This is a genomic window from Lysobacter sp. M15, from assembly GCF_022662515.1.
GTDB lineage: Bacteria > Pseudomonadota > Gammaproteobacteria > Xanthomonadales > Xanthomonadaceae > JAKPBU01.
Genome location: NZ_JAKPBV010000006.1, coordinates 180,630 through 202,762 on the forward strand (window position 1 = coordinate 180,630; position 22,133 = coordinate 202,762).

At 68.8% G+C, this 22,133-nt stretch carries 23 protein-coding genes; 17 read left to right on the forward strand and 6 right to left on the reverse strand.

Annotated features, from left to right (window positions below):
- Positions 1 to 222 precede the first annotated feature (222 nt).
- The 5 genes from MC380_RS06020 (at position 223) to MC380_RS06040 (ending at position 3,593) form a co-directional block, all read left to right on the forward strand.
- Entirely contained in the window at positions 223 to 585 is a 363-nt protein-coding gene (locus MC380_RS06020) for a hypothetical protein (RefSeq protein ID WP_242102490.1), read from the forward strand.
- A gap of 12 nt (positions 586 to 597) precedes the next feature.
- Positions 598 to 1,152, forward strand: a complete 555-nt coding sequence (locus tag MC380_RS06025) for a phage holin family protein (RefSeq protein ID WP_242102489.1) — start codon at positions 598 to 600, stop codon at positions 1,150 to 1,152.
- A gap of 24 nt (positions 1,153 to 1,176) precedes the next feature.
- The gene (locus MC380_RS06030; RefSeq protein ID WP_242102488.1) at positions 1,177 to 1,635 is read left to right on the forward strand and encodes a protein sip-5; all 459 of its coding nucleotides are present in this window, start codon (positions 1,177 to 1,179) and stop codon (positions 1,633 to 1,635) included.
- Positions 1,632 to 2,759, forward strand: coding sequence for an AI-2E family transporter (locus tag MC380_RS06035; protein WP_242102487.1), 1,128 nt, complete (start codon positions 1,632 to 1,634; stop codon positions 2,757 to 2,759). The genes MC380_RS06030 and MC380_RS06035 overlap by 4 nt, the downstream gene beginning before the upstream one ends.
- 90 nt (positions 2,760 to 2,849) lie before the next feature.
- Positions 2,850 to 3,593 (forward strand): HAD-IA family hydrolase, encoded by a 744-nt coding sequence (locus tag MC380_RS06040; RefSeq protein WP_242102486.1) that lies wholly within the window; start codon positions 2,850 to 2,852, stop codon positions 3,591 to 3,593.
- Between the two features lie 13 nt (positions 3,594 to 3,606).
- Here the strand turns inward: MC380_RS06040 and MC380_RS06045 are convergent, their stop codons facing one another.
- Positions 3,607 to 4,854, reverse strand: coding sequence for a hypothetical protein (locus MC380_RS06045; RefSeq protein ID WP_242163647.1), 1,248 nt, complete (start codon positions 4,852 to 4,854; stop codon positions 3,607 to 3,609).
- Between the two features lie 185 nt (positions 4,855 to 5,039).
- Here MC380_RS06045 and MC380_RS06050 point away from each other — a divergent pair, with 185 nt between their 5' ends.
- Positions 5,040 to 6,410, forward strand: a complete 1,371-nt coding sequence (locus MC380_RS06050; RefSeq protein ID WP_242102484.1) for a leucyl aminopeptidase family protein — start codon at positions 5,040 to 5,042, stop codon at positions 6,408 to 6,410.
- Positions 6,411 to 6,458: 48 nt separating this feature from the next.
- Here MC380_RS06050 and MC380_RS06055 read toward each other — a convergent pair whose 3' ends face one another.
- On the reverse strand, positions 6,459 to 6,803 hold the full coding sequence (locus MC380_RS06055) for a DUF190 domain-containing protein (protein ID WP_242102483.1): 345 nt from the start codon (positions 6,801 to 6,803) through the stop codon (positions 6,459 to 6,461).
- Positions 6,800 to 7,192 (reverse strand): fluoride efflux transporter CrcB, encoded by a 393-nt coding sequence (crcB, locus tag MC380_RS06060; RefSeq protein WP_242102967.1) that lies wholly within the window; start codon positions 7,190 to 7,192, stop codon positions 6,800 to 6,802. The genes MC380_RS06055 and crcB overlap by 4 nt, the downstream gene beginning before the upstream one ends.
- A 280-nt stretch (positions 7,193 to 7,472) precedes the next feature.
- On the opposite strand from crcB, the gene MC380_RS06065 reads away from it, so the two are divergent.
- The 11 genes from MC380_RS06065 to MC380_RS06115 all read left to right on the forward strand — a co-directional run bounded on the left by MC380_RS06065 (position 7,473) and on the right by MC380_RS06115 (position 19,483).
- Positions 7,473 to 8,048 (forward strand): hypothetical protein, encoded by a 576-nt coding sequence (locus MC380_RS06065; RefSeq protein ID WP_242102482.1) that lies wholly within the window; start codon positions 7,473 to 7,475, stop codon positions 8,046 to 8,048.
- Entirely contained in the window at positions 8,045 to 8,341 is a 297-nt protein-coding gene (locus tag MC380_RS06070; RefSeq protein WP_242102481.1) for a transcriptional regulator, read from the forward strand. The genes MC380_RS06065 and MC380_RS06070 overlap by 4 nt, the downstream gene beginning before the upstream one ends.
- A 173-nt stretch (positions 8,342 to 8,514) precedes the next feature.
- Positions 8,515 to 9,771: an efflux RND transporter periplasmic adaptor subunit gene (locus MC380_RS06075; protein WP_242102480.1), complete on the forward strand. Its 1,257-nt coding sequence runs from the start codon at positions 8,515 to 8,517 to the stop codon at positions 9,769 to 9,771.
- A gap of 73 nt (positions 9,772 to 9,844) precedes the next feature.
- A complete protein-coding gene (locus MC380_RS06080; RefSeq protein WP_242102479.1) occupies positions 9,845 to 10,546 on the forward strand; it encodes an ABC transporter ATP-binding protein in 702 nt (233 codons plus the stop codon).
- 101 nt (positions 10,547 to 10,647) lie between these two features.
- Positions 10,648 to 11,814 carry an ABC transporter permease gene (locus MC380_RS06085; RefSeq protein ID WP_242102478.1) on the forward strand — a complete coding sequence of 389 codons (1,167 nt, stop codon included), beginning with the start codon at positions 10,648 to 10,650 and terminating at the stop codon, positions 11,812 to 11,814.
- A gap of 109 nt (positions 11,815 to 11,923) precedes the next feature.
- Positions 11,924 to 13,249: an ABC transporter permease gene (locus tag MC380_RS06090; RefSeq protein ID WP_242163649.1), complete on the forward strand. Its 1,326-nt coding sequence runs from the start codon at positions 11,924 to 11,926 to the stop codon at positions 13,247 to 13,249.
- Entirely contained in the window at positions 13,246 to 13,545 is a 300-nt protein-coding gene (locus MC380_RS06095) for a hypothetical protein (RefSeq protein WP_242163650.1), read from the forward strand. Before MC380_RS06090 ends, MC380_RS06095 begins: the two co-directional genes overlap by 4 nt.
- A gap of 170 nt (positions 13,546 to 13,715) precedes the next feature.
- Complete coding sequence (locus tag MC380_RS06100) at positions 13,716 to 14,171, forward strand: (2Fe-2S)-binding protein (RefSeq protein WP_242102475.1); 456 nt, start codon at positions 13,716 to 13,718, stop codon at positions 14,169 to 14,171.
- Positions 14,172 to 14,181: 10 nt separating this feature from the next.
- Positions 14,182 to 16,398, forward strand: a complete 2,217-nt coding sequence (locus MC380_RS06105) for a xanthine dehydrogenase family protein molybdopterin-binding subunit (RefSeq protein ID WP_242163652.1) — start codon at positions 14,182 to 14,184, stop codon at positions 16,396 to 16,398.
- 12 nt (positions 16,399 to 16,410) lie between these two features.
- Positions 16,411 to 16,992, forward strand: a complete 582-nt coding sequence (locus MC380_RS06110; protein ID WP_242102473.1) for a hypothetical protein — start codon at positions 16,411 to 16,413, stop codon at positions 16,990 to 16,992.
- 301 nt (positions 16,993 to 17,293) lie between these two features.
- On the forward strand, positions 17,294 to 19,483 hold the full coding sequence (locus MC380_RS06115) for a xanthine dehydrogenase family protein molybdopterin-binding subunit (RefSeq protein ID WP_242102472.1): 2,190 nt from the start codon (positions 17,294 to 17,296) through the stop codon (positions 19,481 to 19,483).
- 98 nt (positions 19,484 to 19,581) lie between these two features.
- On the opposite strand, the gene MC380_RS06120 is transcribed toward MC380_RS06115, so the two are convergent.
- The 3 genes from MC380_RS06120 to yedA form a co-directional block, all read right to left on the reverse strand.
- A complete protein-coding gene (locus MC380_RS06120; protein ID WP_242163654.1) occupies positions 19,582 to 20,088 on the reverse strand; it encodes a DinB family protein in 507 nt (168 codons plus the stop codon).
- 26 nt (positions 20,089 to 20,114) lie between these two features.
- Entirely contained in the window at positions 20,115 to 21,026 is a 912-nt protein-coding gene (rarD, locus tag MC380_RS06125; RefSeq protein ID WP_242163656.1) for an EamA family transporter RarD, read from the reverse strand.
- Between the two features lie 136 nt (positions 21,027 to 21,162).
- Positions 21,163 to 22,071 carry a drug/metabolite exporter YedA gene (gene yedA, locus MC380_RS06130; protein WP_242163658.1) on the reverse strand — a complete coding sequence of 303 codons (909 nt, stop codon included), beginning with the start codon at positions 22,069 to 22,071 and terminating at the stop codon, positions 21,163 to 21,165.
- Positions 22,072 to 22,133: the final 62 nt, after the last annotated feature.

Sequence of the window (22,133 nt, forward strand, 5' to 3'; positions counted from 1 at the left end):
TTGCTCTTTCGGCGTTCCGAATCGGAATCGGAAGCTGGGTTTCCTGGGGACAGCAATCGCGGCCAAGGCCGCTCCCACAAAAGCCGCTCCCACATTAATTGGCGCCGGTTTGGTGGTTCAGAGCTTTGCTGGCGTTACGCTCACGCGGGCTTTTCACCGGCTTGACCATGCTGCACCCACTGCGCCGCGGCGCGTGCCTTCCAACAAAACGAGGACCCGAACATGACACCGACCGCCACCGACAACCTCAAGAGCAACCTGGGTGAAACCGGCGCGCATCTGAAGCAGGCCGCAGGCGCGGCGGGCGATGCGATCAAGGGCGTGGCCGCTGCGGCCGGCGACGAAGCCAAGCTCGGCAAGGCGCAGGTGAAGGCCGAACTGGCCGACGGCGCACTGTCGGGCATCGCCGCGCTCGAGAGCGCGGGCGCTGCGTCGATGGAGCAGGTCGACGTGCTGATGGACAAGGGCCGCGACCTGATCGAGAGCGCCTCGGACCTGATCCGCGAACGCCCGCTGGCCTCGTTCGGCATGGCCTTCGCCGCCGGCTGGATCATCGCCAAGCTGGCGCGCAGCGGCGACAAGTAAGCCCACGCGACGATGGCGGAAGAAGGCGACCAGCCGGGAACGCGGCGGGACGAGGCCCAGCGCGCACCGGGCATCGACGAGGCGTTCGCGCAGCTCAAGGACACCGGACGCGCCACCTGGAGCGCGGGCAACGATGCGTTCAAGGCGTTCCGGATCCTGTTCAGTGCGGACGTGTCGCTGGCGCGCAGCGCCTTCGGCCGCACGCTGGCGCTCACCGGCGTGGCGATCGCGTTCGGCGCCTCGTGCTGGCTGCTGCTGATGGCCGCGCTGGTGACCTGGCTCAGCCGCGGCCTGGGCATGTCGTTCGCCGCGGCGCTGCTGCTGTGCGCGGTGCTGAGCGCCGCGATCACCGGCTGGGCGATCTGGCAGGCGCAACGCTACTTCGACCACACGAGGATGCAGGCCACGCGCCGGCAGCTGGCGCGGCTGGGCATCGGCGAGCTGGCCGACTTCATGCCCGAGCCGAGTTCGGGCCAGTCCACCAAGAAAGCGGCCGAGCAAGTGGCCGAAAGCACCGACGGCCAACCCGTGAAGAAAGGACTCGGCGTCGACATCACCCCGCCATAGGCATGTCGCCATAAACACGCTGCCGTGAGCGATCATCCGTCCAACGCACCATCGCACCTGGAGCAGACCCACGTGGGTTTCGAGCAACTGATCGAGAAAGTGCGACAGGCGGAGGTCGCGCTCGAGGCCAAGGAACGCCAGACCGGCGCCGACTGGCGCCAGGTGAAATCGTCCTGGCGCGCGATGTGGACGCCGGGGCGGATCGTGATCGCCGGGCTGGTGAGCGGCTTCATCGTGGGCCGCGCCGAGCCGTTCAAGAAGGCGGCGGGCGGCGGCACCCTGCAGCTGATCAGCGCGCTGAGCAGCCTGTTCGCCGGCGGCAGCGCACAGGCCGCGGCGAGCGAGGCCTCGGATGCCAAGCAGGCCGCCGAAACCGTCGAGCGAAAGACCGACGGCATGCCGCCGCCGGCCAACGACGACACCCCGGAACCACCGCCGCCCTACGAGGTTCCGGAGACCTTTCGCGGCAGCGGCCACCTGTGAGCACGCCCGACGCCATGCCCGCTGCGCCGGCACCCGCCGCCGCCGGCGGCACGACCGGTCCCGCGTCACCGGGTGAGCGCGGTGGGGTCGTCCGCGCCAGCACCTCGCTGCGGATCCTGGCCGCGCTGGCGATCATCTTCACCGCATGGGCCGCGCAGGACCTGATCCTGCCGATCCTGCTGGCGCTGTTCTTCTCCCTGGTCGGCAATCCGATCATCCGCGTCCTGGGCAAGCTGTGGATCCCGCGCGCACTGGCGGCCGTGCTGCTGGTGGCCGCCGGGATCGCCGGCGTGGTCGCGCTCGGGCGCGAACTGGTGGAACCGGCGAGCGCATGGGTGGAGCAGGTGCCGCGCGAGCTGCGCCAGTTGGGGCCGCAGCTCAAGCGCATGACCAAGCCGATGGCCGACGCCAACAAGGCCGCGGAAAATATCGCCCGCGCGGCCGACGGCAGCGCCCGCAACGTGCAGGTGGTGCGCACCGAACTCAACGATCCCTACGGCGCACTCACCACCACGCCCAAGCTGCTGGCCTCGGTGCTGGCGGTGGTGCTGCTGACTTTGTTCTTCATGATCTTCGGCGAGCGCCTGCAGCATGCGGCGATCGCGAACCTGCCCAACCGCCAGCAGAAGCGGCTGACGGTGGACATCCTGCAGTCGATCGAGCAGGAGATCTCGCGCTACGTGCTGACCATCAGCCTGATCAACGTGGCGGTGGGCCTGGTGCTGGCGGCCGCGCTGCACTGGTTCTGCGATCTGTCGATGCCCGAAGCGCTGCTGTGGGGCACGGTCGCGGCGGTGCTGAACTTCGCGCCCTACGTGGGCCCGCTGATCGGCGTGCTGCTGATGCTGCTGATGGGCTTCGTGGAGTTCGACTATCCGCTGCCGTCGATGTTGCCGGCCGCGATCTACCTGGGCCTGCATACGATCGAGGGCCAGATCCTGACCCCGCTGGTGCTCGGCAAGCGCATGGCGATCTCGCCGCTGGTGCTGATGCTGGCGCTGATGGTGTTCGGCTGGGCCTGGGGCATCATCGGCCTGCTGCTGGCGGTGCCGCTGATCGTGTGCGTCAAGATCGTGCTGACCAAGATCGATGGGCTGGAAGGCTGGGCGAAGGTGCTGGAGTAGCGCGAGACCTGCTCCGCTGCTGCGGGAGCACCGGAAGACGCGGACGACGTAGCCCACAAAGCGGAGCAAGCTCTGCTCTACAATGCGCGCGTGAGTTTCACCGTCCGCGCCATCACCCTGGATCTCGACGACACGCTCTGGCCCTTCGCGCCGATCGGCGCGAGGATCGAACAGAGCCTGCACGACTGGTTCCTGGAACACAGTCCGGCGACGGCCGAGCGCTTTCCGCTGTTGAACGGCACGTCCCCCGGCATGCACGCCCTGCGCAGCCAGGTGCACGCCGACAATCCGCACCTGGTGCACGACCTGTCCGCGCTGCGGCGCCTGACCATCGAGCGCGCGCTGCGCGAGACCGGCGGCGATCCGGGCCTGGCCCACGCCGCACATGCGCTGTTCCACCGCGAGCGCAACCGGGTGGACTTCTACCCCGATGCGCTTGACGGCCTGCAGCGCATCGCCGCACGCGTGCCGGTGCTCGCCTTGTCCAACGGCAATGCCGACCTGGCGGCGATCGGCATCGACCATCTGTTCGCCGATCAGCTCAGCGCACTGATGCACGGCACGCCCAAGCCCGAAGCCGGGATCTTCCTGGCCGCGTGCGCCCGGCTGCAATGCGCGCCGGACGAGGTGCTGCACGTGGGCGACGACATCGCGCTGGACATGCTCGGCGCGTCGCGCGCAGGACTGCGCAGCTGCTGGATCCACCGCGGCGACAAGCCCGGCGACGCGATGCCGTGGCCGGCGCACGAACCCGCGCCCGACCTGCAGTTCGATTCGCTGACCGCGCTCGCCGACTGGCTGGATGCCGCGGCGGTGAGATCGGCTGCCGCCTAGGCAGCGGCGCGGATCACCTGGGCCGCGCGGCTTCCTTGCCGGCCGCGCCCTGACCGGCATCGACGGCAGCCAACTCGCGCTGCCAGTAGGCCTGCAGCTGGCGCGCCTGCTTCGGCTCGAGTTCGGCCTGCAGCGCGGGCAGCAGCGCATCGGCCGCTGCGGCATCGCCCTGCCGGTACAGTTCGCGCGCCAGTTCCACGCGTGCGCGCTGGTCGGTGCGCAGATTGCCGAACGGATCGAAATACGAATCCACGCGGCTGCGGTCGAGCACGCCGTTCCAGGTCGGCATCGCACGCGCGGCCGGGTCGGCGGCGATGGCGCGGTAGCGTACGGCGGCGGCGGCCGCATCGATGCGCCCGGTCAGCCGCGCATGCCGGGTGCGCAGCAAGCGGGTTTCCGGATCCTCGCGCTCGCGTTCCAGCGCATCGAGCACGCGCGCCACCCAGGGCCAGTCGACGTTGCCGGTGCCCGCCTGGGCACCGAGCAGGTTGAAGCTGGCGATGGCGACGCGGTGCGCGCGGTTGCTGACGCGCTCTGCCTCCTGCAACGTCGGCGCCGGCAGCGAGGACGGCTGCACCAGCGCGATGCGGGGATCGTCGGCGAGGATCGACTCGATGTCGTGCTTGTGGAACTCGCCCACCACCACCAGCACGGTGCCGCCGGGCCAGCGCCGCGCCGCGGCCCGGATCCGCTGCGCCTGCATGAACGTGCGGTACAGATACATGCGCCGGGCCAAGTCGCGCGAAGCAGGCTGCGTGGGGGTGCGGATCCATTCGTGCACCTTGGCCAGCGACGCGACATCGTCGGCCTGGAAGAATCCGCGGCGCAGCGCCTCGACTTCGGGGAACGAAAGGAAGCCCTGGAACCCGGAGGGTTGCCGCACCTCCGGTGGCTCGGACAGGGCCAGGCCCCATCCGAGCATCTGGTCTTCGCGCGGGGGCTCCCAATCGAACGGGCAGATCTCCAACCCGTGCTCGCGCGCATTGGGCAGCACCACGTCCTGGATCTCGTAGGTGAATTCGTAGTGGTCGTTGCGCGCGTATGCCTCCGGCTCGCGCTCCACGCACACCGCGTCCGGCGCCAGCTGCCGGATGAAGGCGAGCAGCATGCCCGGCTGGTCCGCCTCGGACACGAGCTGCGCGGCGTGGTTCACGCCCAGCACCACCACGCGCGTGGGCGCCGGGGCCTGCGGGCCTTCAGCGCGCGCAGCGACGCACACACACAGCAGCAGCACGGTCGACAGCAAGCAGCGCCAACGCATCACGCATCACCTCGGTAAAAAATCCGCCCAGATTCCATCATGGGCACGCCTGCCGCAGGCAGTGGCGACAGTCATGCGACCGCGTGAGCGCCTCGCGCATCCACACGCGCGCGCCAAACCGGCACCGCGGCGCCCGGCTAGAATGGCTCCGTGGCCGACCAACGGCCCTTCCGCAGCGCATCGACATGAATCCAGCCGACGCATTCGCCGCCAGCTCCGCCGACGCCCGTCCGCTGCACTGCGTGCAGCAGGCCGGACTGGACGAATGGCGCCAGGCGCAGCTGCCGGAAATCGGACAGTGGCTGGACGCGCAGACCTTCAGCGCGGGCACGGGCAGCCTGGTGCTGCTGCCGGGTGGCAACGGCATCGGCGGCGCGGTGCTCGGCGTTGCGGACCCGCACGATCCATTCGCCTACGCGCACGCGCCCTATGCGCTGCCGCCGGGCGACTGGCGCCTGCAGGGCGAACTGGACGATGACGCGCGCCGTGCGCTGCAGCTCGGCTGGGGCCTGGGCGCGTACCGGTTCACCCGCTACAAGGCGGCCACGCGCGCACCCGCGCGGCTGGTGCTGGACGATGCGGATGCCGAAACCGCCGACCTGATCGCGGCCTGCACGCGGGTGCGCGACCTGGTCAACACCCCGACCGAGCACATGGGCCCGCAGGAGCTCGAGCAGGTGGTGCGCGAGATCGCGCTGGCCCACGGCGCTGAAGTCGAGGTGGTGGAAGGCGATGCGCTGCTGGAGGCCAATTTCCCGGCGATCCATGCGGTGGGACGGGCCTCGCACCGCGCACCGCGCCTGATCGAACTGCGCTGGGGCGATGCCAGCCATCCGCATCTGGCCCTGGTCGGCAAAGGCGTGTGCTTCGACACCGGCGGTTTGGACATCAAGGCCGCCGCCGGCATGCGCAACATGAAGAAGGACATGGGCGGCGCGGCGCATGCAATCGCGCTGGCCGAGCTGGTCATGGCGCGCAGGCTGCCGCTGCGGCTGACCCTGCTGGTGCCGGCGGTGGAGAACGCGATCGGACCCAACGCCTTCCGCCCCGGTGAGGTGGTCGCCACGCGCAAGGGCGTGAGCGTGGAAATCGACAACACCGATGCCGAAGGCCGGATGGTGCTGTGCGATGCGCTGGCCTACGCCGGCGAGCAATCGCCCGCACTGCTGCTGGACTTCGCCACCCTCACCGGCGCGGCGCGCATCGCACTGGGCCCCGAGTTGCCGGCGCTGTACAGCAACGACGATGCGCTGGCGCACGACTGGCTGGCGGCCGGCACGCAGACCCGCGATCCGCTGTGGCGGATGCCGCTATGGCAGCCGTACGTGCGTTATCTGACCAGCCACGTGGCCGACATCGCCAACGCCAGCAGTTCGACCATGGCCGGCAGCATCACCGCCGCGATCTACCTGCAGCGCTTCGTGCCCAAGGGCCAGGCCTGGGCGCATCTGGACGTGTACAGCTGGAACGACAGCGAGCGTGCGGGCCGCCCGGTGGGCGGCGAGGCGCAGGCGCTGCGCGCCGCGTTCGCAATGCTGAAAGCGCGCTACGCCTAAGCGGCACGACCAGGCCGGCGCCGGCGGCCGGATCGCAGGCGTCGCAGGCTAGTCGTCATCTCGTGGCGGCGCCTCGCGCGCACCGGTCACGCCATATTCGACCGGCAGGCAGGCGTAGAACAGATCCAGGCCTTCGGCTTCGAGTGCCGCGATAAACGCGTCCGCCTGTTGCGCCGACACGATGAACTCGACCAGCACCGGTTCCTGCCCCGCAAGCTCGAAAAAATGCTGTTCGTGGCGCAGGCCATGCCGGCCGTAACCGGCCATCGCGCGGTAGGCCGAGCCGCCCGGGATGCCGAGCTTGCGCGCGTGGTCGAGCAGCCAGGCGTAGACCGGCTCGCCGTGATGCTTGCGGTACTCGTAGGTGTACAGCCGCAGATGCACGCCCTTCATGCGCCACCTCCCGAATATCGCAGCAACATGCGCACGGCGAGGATGCCGGCCAGCGTGGCCAGCAGCGAACCGACCACGTGCGCAGCGACGGCGACGGAAGCCCAGCCGTACTGACCGCGCAGGAGCAGGGTCGTGGTTTCCGCCGAGAACGTCGAGAACGTGGTCAGGCCGCCGAGAAAGCCCGTCGTCACCGCCAGCCGCAGCGCCGGCGGCAGGGTCTCGAACTGCACGAACAGGCCAAGCACCAGGCCCATCAGGAAACCGCCGACCAGGTTCGCGGCCAGGGTGCCCAGCGGGACGTTCGGAAACAGCGGATTCAACGCGCTGCCCAGACCCCATCGCAACAGCGCCCCGAGGCCCGCCCCGACGAATACGCTCAACGCTGCCATCGCATCCACGCGGGTCTCCTCTACGGCTTCGGCGCATACCGCTGCCGCAACACTTCTTCGCCCAGCCGGCGTTGCGCCAGCACGCACCCGGCGCCGGGGGCAGGCATCCGCCATGGTGGCGGTTCGCGCTTGCCGGAGCAGGCCATCGCCTGCCGCCGGAATCATACGCAATCGACAGCGGCGCACGGCGCGGCTATCCGCGTGCATATGCGCCATTGATACCCTTGACAACTCTAGTTTATAGAGTACTCTGCGATATCTCCACGAACGGAGCACACACATGCCCAGTCACGAGCAGCTGCAGCAGGATCTCGACTACATCGCCGGCGCCGTGCGCCGCCGCGACCGGCCGATGGGCGTGCCGGCGATCTATTTCCTGTGGGCCGCGATCATTGCGGTGGGATTCGCCCTGCCCGACTTCGCGCCACGGGCCACCAACCTATTCTGGCTCGCGGCCGGCGTCGGCGGCGGACTGCTGAGCTGGTGGCTGGGCGCGCGCGCGGAACAGCGCAGCGGCATCAACGACCGCGAGCTGGGCCTGCGCTACGGCCTGCACTGGGGCATCGGCGGCATCGCCTTCCTGCTCACCGCGTTGCCGATGTTCATGGGCCGGGTGAGCCCGCAGCAGGGCGGTGCCGGTTTCCTGTTCACCACAGGCCTGCTGTATGCGCTGGCGGGCGTGCACCTGGAACGCCCGTTGCTGTGGAGCGGCGTGCTCATGCTCGCCGCCTACGGCGTCATGACCGTGTTCGTGCCGCCTTATGCCTGGACCATCACGGGTGTCGTCATCGCGCTGTCGCTGGTGTGGGCGGGCCTGGCGGCGCAGCGCGCGCTCGCGCAGGACGCGGGTGCATGAAAGCCCTGGAGGGGCTCGATACAGTGCTGGAACACCGCGCCCGGCTGGCGATCGCGGTGCTGCTGGCGCGGCACGGCGAGATCAGCTTCGCCAGCTTCAAGCAGCAGCTCGACATGAGCGACGGCAACCTGGGCGCGCAGCTGCGCAAGCTCGAGGATGCCGGCTACATATCGCTGCGGCGTGATTTCGTCGAGCGCAAACCGGTGACCTGGTACGCGCTGACGAAACCGGGGCGCAAGGCGCTCGACCGCCACCTGCGTGCGCTGCGCGATGTGATCGCCGCCGCCGGATGAGTGCGAACCTGTGAGAAACCGTGCCCTGACGCGAACCACGGACAGCCTGGGGATGGCCGCAGCGCACGAGCGCGCGGGCAATGCCGGGTCGAAAGTGGCCCTTCCCCACCGTCGGGTGGGTAGTCAAACTACGCCCCGCCCCGCGACCGGAGGCTGCAAGGAGCGCTGTGCCGATGAGTTCGAACGCCGACCTGCTCAATTCGCTCAGGATCGACCGCAGCGCCCCGCCACCGCCCGCATCGCGCAAGGGCCTGTGGATCGCGCTGGCGGTGGTCGCAACGCTCGTGCTCATCGCCACGGCGGCGTGGCTGTTCTTCACCCGCGACCAGGGCGTCGTGGTGGAAACCGCGACGGTCACCGCCACGGGTGGCAATGGCGGCGCGGCGGCGTCGGTACTGGATGCCAGCGGCTATGTGGTGGCGCGGCGCATGGCCACGGTCTCGGCCAAGATCACCGGCAAGGTGCGTGAAGTGCTGATCGAGGAAGGCCAGCGCGTCGAGGAAGGCCAGGTCATGGCCACGCTCGACCCGATCGATGCCGATGCCCAGCGCGAACTCAGCGCCTCGCAGCTGCAGGCGGCGCGCAGCCAGGCGACCGGCGTGCAGGCACGCCTGCGCGAGGCCGAGGCGAATGCCGCGCGGCTGTCGCGCCTGGTCGGCCAGCAGCTGGTGTCGAAGGCGCAGTACGACCAGGCGGTGGCGGAGCGCGATGCCCTGCGTGCCGAACTGGTCACCGCGCAGCGCAACGCGAAGGTGGCGGCGGACTCGCTGCACATCTCCGACCTCGGCGTGGACAACACCATCGTGCGTGCGCCGTTCGCAGGCGTGGTGACGGCCAAGGCCGCGCAGCCGGGCGAGATCGTTTCGCCGCTGTCCGCAGGCGGCGGTTTCACCCGCACCGGCATCGGCACCGTGGTCGACATGGATTCGCTGGAGATCGAGGTGGAAGTCGGCGAGGCCTTCATCGGCCGGGTCAAGCCGAAGATGCCGGTGGAAGCCACGCTCAATGCGTATCCGGACTGGAAGATCCCGGCCGAGGTGATCGCGATCATTCCCGCCGCCGACCGCGGCAAGGCCACGGTCAAGGTGCGGGTGGCGCTGAAACAGAAGGACCCGCGGATCGTGCCGGACATGGGCGTCAACGTCAGCTTCCTCGAGGCCGCGCGCCCGGCCGACGCACCCGCGCGCCGTGGCGTGCGCGTGCCGTCGGACGCGATCGTGCAGCGCGATGGTGGCGACGTGGCCTTCGCGGTCACCGGCGAGGACGCGGATCGCGCCGAACTGCGCACGCTCAAGCTGGGCCGCGCGCTGGGCGGGGACCGCGAGGTGCTGTCCGGCCTGAGCGCCGGCGAGACCGTGGTGCTGGATCCGCCGGCAGAGCTGCAGGACGGCGGGAAGGTACGCAAGGCGGAGGCGGAAGCGTCGAAATGACGCCTCCCCATCCGTCGGCACCCTTGTACGGCAATGCAAACAGCAACGCAGGACTACCTAACGGAGTGACGCAATGGCAACCCTGGTATCGACCCGCAACCTGAGCAAGACCTATCAGCGCGGCCCGGAAAGGATCGAGGTGCTGCACGGCGTGGACCTGGAGATCGACCGCGGCGATTTCATCGCGCTGATGGGACCTTCGGGCTCCGGCAAGAGCACCCTGCTCAATCTGATCGGCGGGCTGGACGCGCCGACCGCGGGCGAGATCACCGTGGACGGGGCACGCATCGACCAGATGCGCGGCGGCCAGCTGGCGCAGTGGCGCAGCGACCATGTCGGCTTCGTGTTCCAGTTCTACAACCTGATGCCGATGCTGAGCGCGCAGAAGAACGTGGAGCTGCCGCTGCTGCTCACGCCGCTGGGCGCATCGCAGCGCAAGCAGAACGCGGAAACCGCGCTCAAGCTGGTCGGCCTGGGCGACCGTATCAAGCACAAGCCGAACGAACTGTCCGGCGGCCAGCAGCAACGCGTGGCGATCGCGCGCGCGATCGTGTCCGACCCGACCCTGCTGATCTGCGACGAGCCCACCGGCGACCTGGATCGCCAGTCGGCCGAGGAGATCCTGGGCCTGCTGCAGACCCTCAACCGCGAGCACGGCAAGACGATCGTGATGGTGACCCACGATCCGAAGGCCGCCGAGTACGCGACCCACACGCTGCACCTGGACAAGGGTGTGCTGGTGGAACAGGTCGAGCACGCAGTGGAAAGGAACTAGTGATGAGGAACCAGAAACTAGAGGGGAAGCTGCCGCATCCGTCCTCGCTAGTTCCTAGTTTCTAGCCCCTAGTTCCTGTTTTCCGACAACGGGATACCGACATGAAATACCTGCATCTGATCTGGGCCGAGCTGTTCCGGCGCAAGACCCGTACCGTGCTCACCCTGCTGTCGATCCTGGCGGCGTTCCTGCTGTTCGGCCTGCTCAATGGCGTGCGCGAGAGCTTTGCCGAGGCCGGGCGCAGCGCGCAGGGCGCCGAGCGCCTGCAGGTCGGCTCGCGCCTGTCCTTCATCCAGGCGCTGCCGATGGCCCTCAACAGCCGGATCGCGCAGGTGGACGGCGTCAAGACCGTCACCTACGCCAACTGGTTCGGCGGCGCCTACCAGGATCCGCGCAACCAGATCTTCAGCTTCGCCGTGGCGCCGAACTATCTCGACGTGTATCCGGAGATCGCGGTCGATCCCAAGCAGCGCGCGGCGTTCAACAGCACCCGCACTGGCGTGCTGGTCGGCGAAGGCCTGATGAAGCGCTTCGGCTGGAAGGTGGGGCAGAAGATCCCGCTGCAGTCGACCATCTTCCCCAACCGCGACGGCAGCAAGAACTGGGACTTCGACATCGTCGGCACCCTGAGCGCCACCGACAAGAAGAGCGGCGGCTGGTACGACCAGATGCTGCTGCTGCAATGGAAGTACTTCGACGAGTCCACGCCCTACAACCAGGGCCAGGCCGGCTGGTACGTGGTCCGCGTCAACGACGCCAGCCAGGCCGACCGCGTGGCCAAGGCGATCGATGCGCTGTCGGCCAATTCGGCCAACGAAACCAAGACCCAGACCGAAGCCGCCGCGACCGCGGCGTGGATGAAGCAGACCGCCGATATCGGCCTGATCGTGGGTTCGATCATGGGCGCGGTGTTCTTCACCCTGCTGCTGCTCACCGGCAACACGATGGCGCAGGCGGTGCGCGAGCGCATCCCGGAACTGGCCGTGCTCAAGACGATCGGCTTCCGCGACGGCAGCGTGCTGGGACTGGTGCTGGCCGAATCGGTGCTGCTGGTGCTGATCGGTGGGGTACTGGGACTCGCACTCGCGGCCGTGCTCGGGCCGATCGTGGGTGCGGGTTCGGGCGGCATGATCAACCTGCCGCCGATCGGGCTGAGCAGCTGGCTGCTCGGCCTGGCCCTGATGGTCGCGATCGGCCTGCTGGTGGGGGCGCTGCCCGCGCTGCGTGCGATGCGCCTGAACATCGTCGATGCACTGGCTGGACGCTGAAGATGGACAGCGACCGTTTGCGCGGCATCGCCGCACGCTCATGGCGAATACCCGGCGTGCCGCGCCGGGCTGGCCGGATGGATAACGCGGACTCAATGAGGGCATGGCAATGAATCGCGTGAAAAACTTTTTCGGCGGCTTCGGACTGTTCCTGGCGGTGGTCGCCGGCATCGTCGCCTGGCTGGTACTGCCGTGGTTCGTGCTGCTGGGCATCGCGGCGCTGTTTGCGGTGTGGATGCTGGTCACCCGGCGCGGCCGCCAGGCGGCCTCGGTGACCGGCGTGGGCATCAGCACGCTGCGCCAGCGGCTGGGCGCCTCGTCGGTGATCGTGCTCGGCATCGCCGGCGTGGTCGGCGTGCTGGTGGCGATGCTGGCGATGGCCGAGGGCTACCGCCAGACCCTGCGGGCCAGCGGCAGCGAAGACACCGCGATCGTGATGCGCGGTGCTTCGGCGGCCGAGGTGATGTCGACGCTGATGAACGATGCGGTGAAGGTCATCGAGCAGGCGCCCGGCATCGCGCGCGATGCCGACGGCCGTGCGATCGCCTCGCCCGAGATCGTGGTGGCCGCCAACCTGCCGCTGAAGGACGGTGGCCCGGACGAGGACGGCAGCGTGCAGCTGCGCGGCGTCGGTCCGCAGGCGTGGGCCGTGCGTCCTGACCTGAAGATCGTGCAGGGCCGCACGTTCGAATCCGGCCGGCGCGAGGTCGTGGTCGGCACCGGCGCGCAGGGCCAGTTCCGCGGCCTCGAGGTCGGCAAGCAGATCCGTCTGGGCAGCGAACTGTGGACGGTGGCGGGCGTGTTCCATGCCGGCGACGCGATGGATTCGGAGGTGTGGGGCGACGCCGACATCGTCGCGGCCACCTATCGCCGCGGCAGTACCCGCACCTCGGTGACCGTCAAGCTGGCCGACGCCAACGCGTTCAAGACCTTCAAGGCGAACCTCGCCTCCGATCCGCGTGTGGAGGTGGACACCCAGACCACGCTGGACTATTTCAGCAAGCAGTCCGAGCAGATGACCAAGATCATCCGCATCATCGGCATCGTGGTCGGGGCGATCATGGCGATCGGCGCGGTGTTCGGTGCGCTCAACACCATGTTCGCCACGGTCGCCTCGCGCGCGCGCGAGATCGCCACCTTGCGCGCGATCGGCTTCCGCGGCGTGCCCGTGGTCGTTGCGGTGATGCTGGAGACGATGCTGCTGGCCCTGCTCGGCGGGCTGATCGGCGGGCTGATCGCCTGGCTGATCTTCAACGGCTACACCGCCTCGACCATCGCCGGCGGCGTGGGCCAGCTCACGTTCGCGTTCCAGGTTTCGCCCGAGGTGCTGTGGACGGGACTGAAGTGGGCGCTGGCGATCGGTTTCGTCGGCGGCCTGTTCCCGGCGATCCGCGCGGCGCGGATGCCGGTGACCGAGGCCCTGCGCGCGGCGTGAGCGGCGCGCGCAGGCCATCGCTGGCCGAACAGGGCCGACAGCTGGCGGAGCTGCAGGCGCGGATCCTCGAGATCCACGACGACGCCGCCCTGCGCGCGCACGCGCAACCGCAGCGCGCGCAGGCCCACTTCGCCCGGGCCGAAGCCGAAGCGGCGCCCTTGGTGGCGCAGGGCGCCAGGCTGCGCGACGAATTGATCGCCCGCGCGCGACTGCGCGCACGCCGGGCATGGACCGTGGTGTCGTGCGCCAGCGCGCTGATCGCCGCATTGGTCGCCTGGCTGCTATTGCAGCGCTGAGCTTGCGGTCCGCTGCCCGCAGGCCGGGCCGCCGCGGCTGCGCGGTCGAGCCCTCACAGGTCGAGGGACGGTGCCGGCTGCGTCATCCGGTTTGAACCAAACCCGGTTACGGTCCGCATCCTGTCGGGAGTAAGCTGCAAGCACCCCCAGCCGCCGCCAGGGAGTTGTGCATGAAACTGATCGTCAACGGCAGTACGCACGAGGTCGACGCCCCGGCCGACATGCCCTTGCTCTGGGTGCTGCGCGACCTGATGGGCATGACCGGCACCAAGTTCGGTTGCGGCATCGCGCAATGCGGCGCCTGTACGGTGCATGTGGACGGGGCGCCATTGCGCAGCTGCGTGACCCCGGTCGAAGCAGTCGCCGGCAAGAAGATCACCACCATCGAGGGCCTGTCGGCCGACGGCAGCCATCCGGTGCAGAAGGCATGGGCCGAACTCGACGTGGTCCAGTGCGGCTACTGCCAGTCCGGGCAGATCATGTCGGCCGTGGCGCTGCTGGCGCAGGTACCGACCCCCAGCGATGCCGACATCGACCATGCGCTGAGCGGAAACATCTGCCGCTGCGGCACCTATCCGCGTATCCGCGCGGCGGTGCATCGCGCGGCCGAACTGTCCAAGGCCTGAGGACCGCGCGATGAACGCCATCCAGAAAACCAGCCGGCGTGGGTTCCTCAAGGCGGGCGCGCTCGCCGGCGGCGGACTCGTGATCGGTTTCGTGGTGCCCGTCGCCGCGCGCATGGCGTTGGCGCAGCAGGCGCAAGCCGCCACCACGGCTTTTTTCGCGCCCAATGCCTTCCTGCGTATCGCGGGCGACGACAGCATCACCGTGCTGCTGGCGCATTCCGAGATGGGCCAGGGCATCTGGACCGCGCTGCCGATGCTGATCGCCGAGGAGCTCGACGCCGACTGGTCCAGGATCACGGTCGAGCATGCGCCCGCCGCGCAGGCTTATGCGCATACCGGCTTCGGCATGCAGATGACCGGCGGTTCGACCACGACCTGGAGCGAGTTCGACCGCTATCGCCAGGCCGGGGCTGCGGCGCGCGCGATGCTGGTGCAGGCCGCCGCCGCGCGGTTCGGCGTGCCGGTGGCGGAGATCCGCACCGAGAACGGCGAAGTCGTCGCCGGCGATCAGCGCGTGCGCTACGGAGCGCTCGCCGACGACGCCGGCAAACTCGCCGCGCCGGATCCGAAGTCCCTGGCCCTCAAGGACCCGAAGGCCTGGAAACTCATCGGCAAGCCGACCCGGCGCCTGGACACGCCGGAAAAGATCAGCGGCCGCGCGATCTTCGGCATCGACGTGCAGTTCGATGGCCTGAAGACCGCGATGGTCGCGCGCGCACCAGTGTTCGGCGGCAGCGTGAAATCCTTCGACGCCACGGGCGCGAAAGCCGTGCCCGGCGTGCGCGACGTGGTGCAGGTGCCCAGCGGCGTCGCGGTGATCGCCGACCATTACTGGGCCGCAAAGCTCGGCCGCGACGCGCTCAAAGTCGACTGGGATCCGGGCCCGAACGCCGCGCTCGACACGCAGGCCCTGCACGCCGAGTTCGCGAAGCTCGCCGGCACGCCCGGCGCGGTCGCCGTGCAGGCCGGCGACGCCGCCGCGGCGATGGCCACGGCGGCGAAGACGGTGGAAGCCGAATACACCGTGCCCTATCTCGCGCACGCAACGATGGAGCCGTTGAACTGCACGGTGAAGATCGACGCCGACCAGTGCGAGATCTGGACCGGCACCCAGTTCCAGACCATCGATCAGCAGGTCGCCGCGAAGATCACCGGTCTGAAGCCCGAGCAGATCCTCATTCACACCACCTTCCTCGGCGGCGGCTTCGGCCGGCGCGCCACGCCGACGTCGGATTTTGTCAACGAGGCGGTGGAAGTGGCGAAGGCCGCCAAGGCGCCGGTCAAGACGGTGTGGTCGCGCGAGGACGACATGCGCGGCGGTTACTACCGACCGGCCTACGTGCAGAAGGCGAAGGTCGGGCTGGACGCCGATGGTGTTCCGGTTGCCTGGCAGCAGGTGATGGTCGGACAGTCGATCCTCGCCGGCACGCCGTTCGAGCCGATGATGGTGAAGAACGGCATCGATGCCACCTCGGTCGAGGGCGTCGCCGACTCGCCCTACATCAAGGGCACGCCGGCGCATCGGGTCGACCTGCATTCGCCCAAGACCAACATCCCGGTGCTGTGGTGGCGCTCGGTCGGGCACAGCTACAACGGCTTCGTGATGGAGAGCATGGTCGACGAGCTCGCCCATGCCGCCGGCAAGGATCCGCTCGCATACCGACGCCAGCTGCTCAAGGACCATCCGCGCCATCTGGCCGCGCTCAACCTGGCGGCGGAAAAATTCGGCTGGGACACGCCACTCGCCAAGGGCCGCGGCAAGGGCATCGCCGTGCATGAGTCCTTCGGCAGCTTCGTCGCCCAGGCGGCGGAAGTCTCGGTCGAGGACATGCGCGATGGCAGCCGTGCGATCAAGGTGCATCGCGTGGTCTGCGCGATCGACTGCGGTCCGGTGGTGAACCCGCTGACCGTGGCCGCGCAGATGGAATCCGGGATCGCATTCGGCCTTGGCGCGGCGCTGTACTCGAAGCTGACCTTCAGGGACGGCCGCGTGCAGGAATCCAACTACCACGACTACCGGGTGCTGCGCATGTCGGAAATGCCGAAGGTCGAGGTCCACATCGTGCCGAGCAGCGAAAAGATGGGCGGCGTCGGCGAACCGGGCACGCCGCCGATCGCGCCGGCGGTTGCGAACGCGGTGTTCGCGCTGACCGGACAGCGCCTGCGCGAGCTGCCGCTGCGGCTCGCCGCCAATGACACCGCCGCCACTTCCGCGGCGAAGTCCTGAGGAGGCATGCGCATGCGCCGGTTACTCGCGATCCTTCCCGCGACAATCCTTCTCGCCCTCGCGCCCGCTGCCTGCAAGCGCGCGAGCCCCGAGCAGCAGGCACAGGGGCTGGAGGCGTTCAAGACCGTGGAGCAGGTGTTCCAGCACCCGCGCTGCAGCAACTGCCACATCCCCGGCGACGCGCCGCTGCAGTTCGATACGCAGACGCCACATGCGATGAACGTGGTGCGCGGCCCTGACGGACACGGCGCGCCCGGCCTGCCGTGCAGCACCTGCCATGGCGAGAAGAATTCGCCGGCCAGCTACGGCCCGCACGCGCCGCCCGGCGCCCCGCACTGGGGCCTGCCGCCGCCGGACCAGAAGATGGCCTGGATCGGCGTGCCCGCGGCGGAGCTGTGCGCGATGATCAAGGACAAGAAGCGCAACGGCGATCGCGACCTCGACGCCATGTTCAAGCATGTCAGCGAGGACAAGCTGGTGCTGTGGGGCTGGGAGCCGGGCGGCGAGCGCAAGCCGGTGCCGGTGCCGCACGAGCGCTTCGTGGCCGCATTCAAGACCTGGATGGACGCAGGCGCCCCCTGCCCCGGCGCTTGAGTGACTTCGAACGGCGCAGGGCGGGCACGTTCATGTGCCCGCCGCGCGATCGATTGAATACGCCCGGCAAGCCGCAGCTTGTCTGTAGATCCGAGTCTGCCCGGACAGCTAGCTCCTGGGTTCCAGGCAAGCCCGGCCCTGCAGAAGCCCGTCATGCCTGACGCAGCGACAACAACCGGTCTCGCCCTCCAATCACGTTGTCGAAGGCAAACCCCCATCCGCCCCCGGATCGAGTCCGGGGCAAGCTCTCCGGGCACCTTCTCACGGAGGGAGAAGGACAAGACCAGCGACGGAGGCCTCCGTGAACGCCGCAAGCAAGCTGTCCCGCCGCAATTTACTCAAAACCGCCACGCTGGCCGGCGGCGGCCTGGTCATCGGCATCGCCATCCCGGTGGCGAAGCGGTTTGCGCTCGCGCAGGAAGCGCAGGCCTTGGCCGCCTTCGCCCCCAACGCTTTCCTGCGCATCGCCGCTGACGACAGCATCACCGTGCTGAGCGCGCATTCGGAAATGGGCCAGGGCATCTGGACCATGCTGCCGATGCTGATCGCCGAGGAACTCGACGCCGACTGGTCGAGGATCAGGGTCGAGCACGCGCCGGTTGCGCCGGCCTACATGCACTCCGCGTTCGGCGGCCAGACTACCTTCGGTTCGAGCTCCACCTGGTCGGAGTTCGATCGTTACCGCCAGGCCGGCGCCGGCGCGCGCGCGATGCTGCTGCAGGCCGCGGCCATGCGCTTGAACCTGCCGGTCGAACGACTGCGCACCGAGAACGGCACAGTCGTCGCCGGCACGCAGCGCATTCGCTATGGCGAGCTTGCCGACGATGCCGGCAAGCTCGCACCGCCCGACCCGGCCTCGCTCAAGCTCAAGGACCCGGAGGACTGGAAGTTCATCGGCAAGCCCACCAAACGCCTCGACACGCCGGAGAAGACCAGTGGCCGCGCGCAGTTCGGCATGGACGTGCAGTTTCCTGGCCTGCTGACCGCGTTGGTCGCGCGCTCGCCGGTGTTCGGCGGCACGGTGAAATCGTTCGACGACGCCGCGGCCAAGGCCATCCCCGGCGTACGCAATGTGGTGCAAGTGCCCAGTGGCGTGGCGGTTGTCGCCGATCACTTCTGGGCCGCCAAACTCGGCCGCGATGCGCTGAAGATCGATTGGAACCTCGGCCCGAATGCCGGCCTCGACACTGCGCAGCTGCGCGAGGAATTCCGCAGGCTCGCGGCGACGCCCGGCAACGTGGCGGCACAGGCAGGCGACGTGGAGGCCGCACTCGCGAAGGCGGCGAAGACGCTGGACGTGGAGTACGCCGTGCCCTATCTCGCACACGCGCCGATGGAACCCCTCAACTGCACGGTGAAGATCGACAAGGATGGCTGCGAGCTCTGGACCGGCACCCAGTCCCAGACCGGTGACCAGCTGGCCGCCGCGAAGATCACTGGCCTCAATCCCGAGCAGGTCCGGCTCCACACGATGTTCCTCGGCGGCGGTTTCGGCCGGCGCTTGCCGTCGGATTTCGTCATCGAGGCCGTGCATGTCGCCAAGGCCGCCGGTGCGCCGGTCAAGACGGTGTGGACGCGCGAGGACGACATTCGGGGCGGCTACTACCGGCCGATGTTCGTGCAACAGGTGCATGTCGGACTCGGCGCCGGCGGCTTGCCGGTCGCTTGGCAGCACACGCTGGTCGGGCAGTCGCTCGCCGCCGGCACGCCGCTCGAACCGATGATGGTGAGGAACGGCGTCGACGCCTTTTCGGTCGGTGGCGTCATAGATGCGCCCTATCTCAAGGCCATCCCGGACCATCGCGTCGACCTGCATTCGCCCGCGACGGGCATCCCTGTGCTGGTGTGGCGCTCGGTCGGGCCCAGCTACAACGTGTTCGTGATGGAAAGCCTCATCGACGAACTCGCGCACGCGGCCGGCAAGGACCCGGTCGAATACCGACGCTTGCTGCTGAAGGATTATCCGCGCCACCTGGGCGTACTCGACCTGGCCGTGGAAAAGGCCGGCTGGAAGACGCCACGGGCGCAGGGCCGCGCGCGCGGCGTGGCGGTATTCGAAACTGCCGGCAGTTACGTCGCCGAAGTGGCGGAGGTATCGATGGAAGACGACCCGGTCGCCGGCCGCGCGATCCGCGTGCATCGCGTCGTGTGCGCGGTAGACTGCGGCATCGTGGTCAATCCGGAGGGCGTCCGTGCGCAAATGGAATCCTCCATCGCCTTTGGATTGGCGGCCGCGCTGCACAGCCGGCTCAGCTTCAAGGACGGCCGCGTACAGCAGTCGAACTTTCACGACTTCCGCGTGCTGCGCTTCAACGAGATGCCGCAGGTAGAGGTGCACATCGTGCCGAGCACCGAGAAACCCTCCGGCATCGGCGAGCCCGGCGTGCCGCCGATCGCGCCGGCGGTGGCGAACGCGGTCTTCGCGCTGACCGGCCAACGCCTGCGCGAATTGCCACTGGAACCCGCGGCGACCCAACCGGGCAAAGCCTGAGGCGGCCGCCATGGCAGTCCCGCCGATGTCGCCCTGCCCAACCACACGACCCGGCACGGGGGTATGAAAAAAGTGTCCACCGCTGCCTTACTGGCGCGCTAGCCGCGTTGCACGCCCTCCGCGGCGATCTTCCCAGCCAACCACTGCAACCCCGCGAGATGCTGTTGATCGTGGCTGCACAGGAAGTGCACGAGACCGCGCAGCGTGGTCGGGCCATAGCCTTCGAACACCGCCGGCCGCGCGAGCGTGGCGTCGTCCCAGGCGGCGATCATCCCGACCGTCTCGGCGCGCGCCTGCGCGAAACCGGCGAACGCCGCTTCGATATCGCGCGCCGCGTAGTTGCGCGCCGGGGTGACCGCCTCGCTGTCGATGTCCACCAGCACCGGTGCATGCTCATGCAGGGTGCGGCGGAAGCGTTCCCGGTAACCCTCGAGCTCGATGTCATGCACGTGCCACACCTGCTCGTGCGCGGTGAAGCGCTCGCTGGGAATGCCGTCCCAGGAGCGCGGCGCCCAGTGCGCGCGACCTTCCGGAATCGCGCGGTAGTGCGCCTGCAGTTGGCGGGGAAAGTCGCGCAGGGCCTGGAGCGTGGTGGCGTCGATCATGGTGCGGTCCTTTTCGCCCGCGCCGCTCATGCGGCGGCCGGCAACGCGACCCTGCGCGAGCGCAGCAGGCCATCGCCCGCGAACACCGCCAGCGCGAGCCAGATGAAGGCGAAGCCGATCGCGCGGTCGCGGTCGAACGGCTCGTGGAACACGAACACGCCGATCAGGAACTGCAGGGTCGGCGCGATGTACTGCATCAGGCCCACGGTCGACAGCGGAATCCGGCGCACCGCGAAGGCGAAGCCGACCAGCGGCAGCGCGGTGAGGATGCCGGCGAACATCAGCAATGCGCTGGTCCACGCACCGTAGCCGGCGCCGAAACCGCCCATGCCGTGGCTTTCGTTCCACAGCAGCCAGGCCAGCGTCGGCACGAACAGGTAGGCGCTTTCCACGCCCATCCCGACGACAGAGTCGACCGCCGCCAGCTTGCGGATCAGGCCGTACAGGGCGAACGACAGCGCCAGGGCCATGGCGATCCACGGAAAACTGCCGTAGTTGAAAGTGAGCCACAGCACCCCGGCCGCGGCGATGCCCACCGACAGCCACTGCAGTGTCGACAGCCGCTCGCGCAGGAACAGCACGCCGATCACCACGTTGAGCAGCGGATTGATGAAATAGCCCAGGCTGGTCTCGACCACGTGCCCGGCATTCACCGCCCAGATGTACAGGCCCCAGTTGAACGCGATCAGCACGCCGCTGCAGGCCAGCATCCACGCCAGGCGCGGCTGCGACAATGCGTTGCGCAACCAGCCGCGGCCGTGTTTCCAGAGCAGCCAGCCGCACACGAAGACCGCGCTCCACGCGATCCGGTGCAGCACGATCTGCAGCGAAGGGACCGACTTGAGCAGGTGCCAGTACAACGGCATCAGGCCCCAGACCGCGAAGGTGGCCGCGGCGACCCAGAGGCCGGCGATGGTGTCGCGTCGATTCGAGGACATGGATACGGTCCGTTACAAGCGGAGCGCCGAAGCGTCGGGCGTCTCGCGGGAGCCTGTGGGAGCGGCCTTGGCCGCGATTGCCTTTGACTTTACTGGCGACGCAGGGAAAGCAATCGCGGCCAGGGCCGCTCCCACATCATTGTTTGGCCTTGGCCGCCTTGGCGAATGTGATCGCGACCACGCCCAGCAGGATCACGCCCATCGCCACCAGTTCGCCTGCGCCGAAACGCTCGTTGGCCAGCAACGCGCCCAGCAGCACCGCGATCGCCGGATTGACGTAGGCGTAGCTGCCGGCCAAGGCCGGCCGCACGTGGTTGAGCAGCCAGATGTAGGCGGTGAAACCCATCAGCGAGCCGAGCACGACCAGATAGGCGAACGCCGCCAGTCCACCCGGTGTAGGCATCGCGTGCAGGCGCTCGCCGGTCGCCAGACCCACCACCAGCATCGCCACACCGCCGCACAGCATCTGCGCGGCCGCACCCATGAACGGAGGCGCCATGTCGCGTCCGCGGCTCCAGATCGAACCGAACGACCACGCCACCGACGCCACCAGCAGGCAGACCAGGCCGACCGGCGAGGCGGTCAGGCTGCTCCCGGCGTTGAGCCACAGCACCCCGAGGAAGCCGACGCCCAGGCCGGTCCATTCCATCCGGGTCGGGCGCTCGCCGCGCATCGCGGCGAAGATGCCCATCCACAGCGGCGCGGACGCCACCGCGACCGCGGTCATGCCGGAGGAGACGGTCTTCTCCGCCACGTTCACCATGCCGTTGCCCAGCAACAGCAGCAGCACGCCCATCACCGCGGCGTTGCCCCACTGCGCGCGGGTGGGCACCGCCGCGCCGCGCAGGCGCAGATAGCCGAACATCAGCAAGCCTGCGAGGGTGAAGCGGATCCCGCCGAGCAGGAACGGTGGGAAACCGCCCTCCAGCGCGAAGCGGATCGCTAGGTAGGTCGACCCCCAGATCAGGTACACCGCGGCGAGCGCGAGCGGCACGCTCCAGCGCGCCGGCGTGGGCTGGGCGGAGGCTGCCGTGATCGTATTCATGCGATCAGATTAGCGTTGAATGACGGAAGTCGCTTGAAAATTCCTGCGCAAACGCGCAAAAA